Genomic DNA, 3141 nt, shown 5'->3' on the forward strand with positions numbered 1-3141 from the left:
GCGCAAGGTCGTCGGCACCCTGAAGTATTCCTGGTAAAGGCCGCCTTGTCCGATCAAGGCGGCGTCCGCAATCTGAGCGCCGGAATTATGCAGTAATTCAAAGTGTTACAGCGGCGGGCGGCTGAAAAAGAAGCGCGGCGTTCTAGCCGCGTTCCAGGAATTTGTTCTTTCGAGAACGAACGTCCTACAGTTTTCGACAATACAAGGCCTTTCGCTATCGCTGCCGCGGTCATACCGGTAATCGTCGCAAGAAGCAGTTATCCAAGGAGAAGCCGAACTATCGCGCCGGTGTGTCCCTGCTGRCCGGCCTCATGGTCGTCCCCTTCGTATGGGCAACCCTCAGCTCACACGGCGTTTCCGCATCATCAGCATCAAGAACGGTGCGCCGATGAGTGCGGAAACAAGACCGGCCGGAATCTGGTAGGGCGATACGATCGTGCGGCCGACGAAATCGGCAGCAACCATAAGCCCCCCTCCGATCAGAGCGGCACCAACCATTTGCGGCAGCGCGCGTGCCAATCCCGCTTCCCGCGCAAGGTGAGGTCCCATGAGGCCAATGAATGACAACGGGCCAACCGTCAGCGTCGCGGCGGCCGTCAGCAATCCTGCGAGGCCAAAAAGCGCAAATCGCGATTTCGCCAATGGTATACCGACCGCCGCCGAAGGAGACGGCCCAAGGGGAAGTATGTCAAGCCAGCGGCGGACCGCGAGCGAGACGGCAATCAGCACGCCACCGAGCGCCACCTCCGTTGCGGCGGTCGATCCCTCGATAAGATAAGTGGACCCGCTCATCCACCGCATCAGCAGAACTGCTCTCGGATCTCCCGTCGAGCTCAACACGCCGACGACGGCATCGACCATCGCGCTTAGGGCAATGCCCGCAAGCAGGACTCGCTCCGGAGCGAACGCCGATCGCCGGGAGCTGGCGAAGATGACGACAAGCACACTGATCGCACCTGCCACGGCAAAGGCAAATTGACCGGAAAACCCTGGAGTAACGGCAAAGAGCGCAATCGCAACGCCGAAGGTCGCGCCGGTACTGATTCCCAGAACTTCGGGACTTGCCATTTCGTTTCCGGTCAGCCGCTGAAGGATCGAGCCCGCGACCGCAAGCATCGCGCCCGATGTCAGGGCGGCGAGGATTTTAGGTATCCTGATAGCAAGGACATCGTACGAGAATTCGCCGGAAGCGAGAGCCCAGCCGCCATTGACGTCACGTCCGACAAAAACGCTGACCGTCAACAGCACAAGCAGGCCGGCAGCAGCGATGATGACCGGTGCCGTTCCATCCCACCGGCGTGACCGTCTGAACGCCGGCGATTGCTGTAGTCTATGACGGATCTTCAGCCGAGGCAGGAGCGCGAGAAGCAGCGGCGAGCCGAAGATGGCTGTTACCGCCCCGGTCGGCAAAAAGTCACCAAGCCCGCCTGCGACGAGTTGCAAAACGGAGTCGGCGAAGAGAAGCAGCCCGGCGCCGATCAGGGGGCACCAGAAGATGAGCTGCGCGGGACGCCGTGCTCCGGACAATCGCGCAATCGTCGGCGCGACCAGTCCAATGAAACCAATGACCCCAACGGCGCTCGTGACAAATGCAGCAAGCGCGACAGCAAGCGCCACGACAATGAAACGCAGGCGGACCAATCGGACGCCCAGCGCCGTGGAACTGCTCTCGCCAAGATCGAGCAGCGAAAGCGGTCTCATCACGAAAGCGCAGACGATGGCGATGGCGCCGAACTTCCAAAGAAGCGACAAGGGAATGACCCAGCTTTGCTGTGCCAGCGAGCCGGCGCCCCAGATGAACAGGCTCGAGAGATAGCGCTGGTTCAAATAGGTCAGGATGGCAGAGAGGCCACCACACCATAGACTGAGAACCAGCCCCGACAGAACAAGCGAATAAGGCGAAAAACCGCGGCGCGCGCCCAGGCTGACGACGATCACGGCAGCGGTCGCACTGCCGATCAGAGCGACAAGATCACGGCCGGCGCCAAGCAAGTCGGGGAGAAACAGCGATGTTACCACCAGCGCCAGGTTTGCTCCGGCCGACACGCCGAGGGTGGTCGGATCGGCGAGCGGGTTTCGCAAAACTTGCTGAAACAGCGCCCCCGACAAGGCAAGCGCGGCTCCGGCAATCAGCGCCGTCGCAAGACGGGGAAGCGTCGAATAGGTGAACACCATTCGCGTGACATCGTAATCCGGTCGAGCCATTTCTGACAGCGCCGGAGCGGCAAGAAACCACGATGCCACGCCTCCACCGCCAATCAGGAGGAGGAAGACAATTGCTGGCCCGATATTGTCGCGGCGGGATATCATCATGCTTCTTTTTCCAGAAGATCTGTCAAAAGGCCCGCGAAGCGCATGGCCTCGTTCACCATGCCAAACATCTGGGCCGGCGGCAGAATCGACAGATGGCCCGGACGCGCAAACGCCAGCCTGTTCCACAGCGGGCTCTGAGCGAGTTTCGGAAGAACGTCCGGAGGAACGGGATCAAAGGCGATCAGACGCGCGTCCGGATCGGTGATCTTGGAGAGATCTTCAATACCGATCGTTTCAAAACCCCAGTAGTTCGACTCTCTGGTCCAGGCGTTGCGGACACCGATGCGCTCGAGCACATTGTGGAACAGCCCAGGACTCGAGTAGATGCGGACATGGCGGGCATCCATGAAATTCACGAGGGCGACTGGCGGCAGGTTCTTGCCCGCCAGCCGACTGCCGCATCGCTCGAAGAAGGCGTCGGCGCGCGCGAGGAACTGCTCTGCTTCATTCTCGCGGCCAAGCTCACCAGCCAATTTACGCGTCGCCGCGATGGCAGCGGGAAGAATAGATCCAATGCCCGGCGTAAAGACTTCCAGCCGAACGACTTTCGCCACCGACTGTAGCTTGGGCAACAGCTCATCCAGGTAAGGTGTGGTCAAGATAATGTCGGGCTTCAGCGTGACGAGAATTTCAAAATTGACCTCGAACGAACTGCCAATATCGACGACGGATTTTGGCATCGGCGGCTCGACAACCCATCTGTCCCAATCGGCGAGGTCCGAAATCCCGACCGGAGGCAATCCGAGGGATAAGAGAGTGGACGCAAGGCCATAGTCGAGGCTGACGATCCTTGGGCCTATCGACTGCGCAAACAGCGGAGCTGGAACG

Annotated in this window: 2 protein-coding genes; both read right to left on the reverse strand. The window is 60.3% G+C overall.

Annotation, left to right across the window (positions count from 1 at the left end; all coding sequences use genetic code 11):
* Positions 1-339 precede the first annotated feature (339 nt).
* Complete coding sequence (gene fhuB, locus AC1D1Z_RS35655; protein ID WP_131647245.1) at positions 340-2310, reverse strand: Fe(3+)-hydroxamate ABC transporter permease FhuB; 1971 nt, start codon at positions 2308-2310, stop codon at positions 340-342.
* Positions 2310-3141, reverse strand: an 832-nt coding sequence (locus AC1D1Z_RS35660) for an iron-siderophore ABC transporter substrate-binding protein (RefSeq protein ID WP_477853505.1), incomplete at its 5' end; no start/stop codon positions are given. The genes fhuB and AC1D1Z_RS35660, both read right to left, overlap by 1 nt.

It is taken from the genome of Rhizobium sp. P1_E1 (assembly GCF_056406015.1).

Excerpts from the sequence above, each read along its gene's own strand:
- fhuB (WP_131647245.1), bottom strand. The coding sequence starts at position 2,310 with ATGATATCCCGCCGCGACAATATCGGGCCAGCAATTGTCTTCCTCCTC.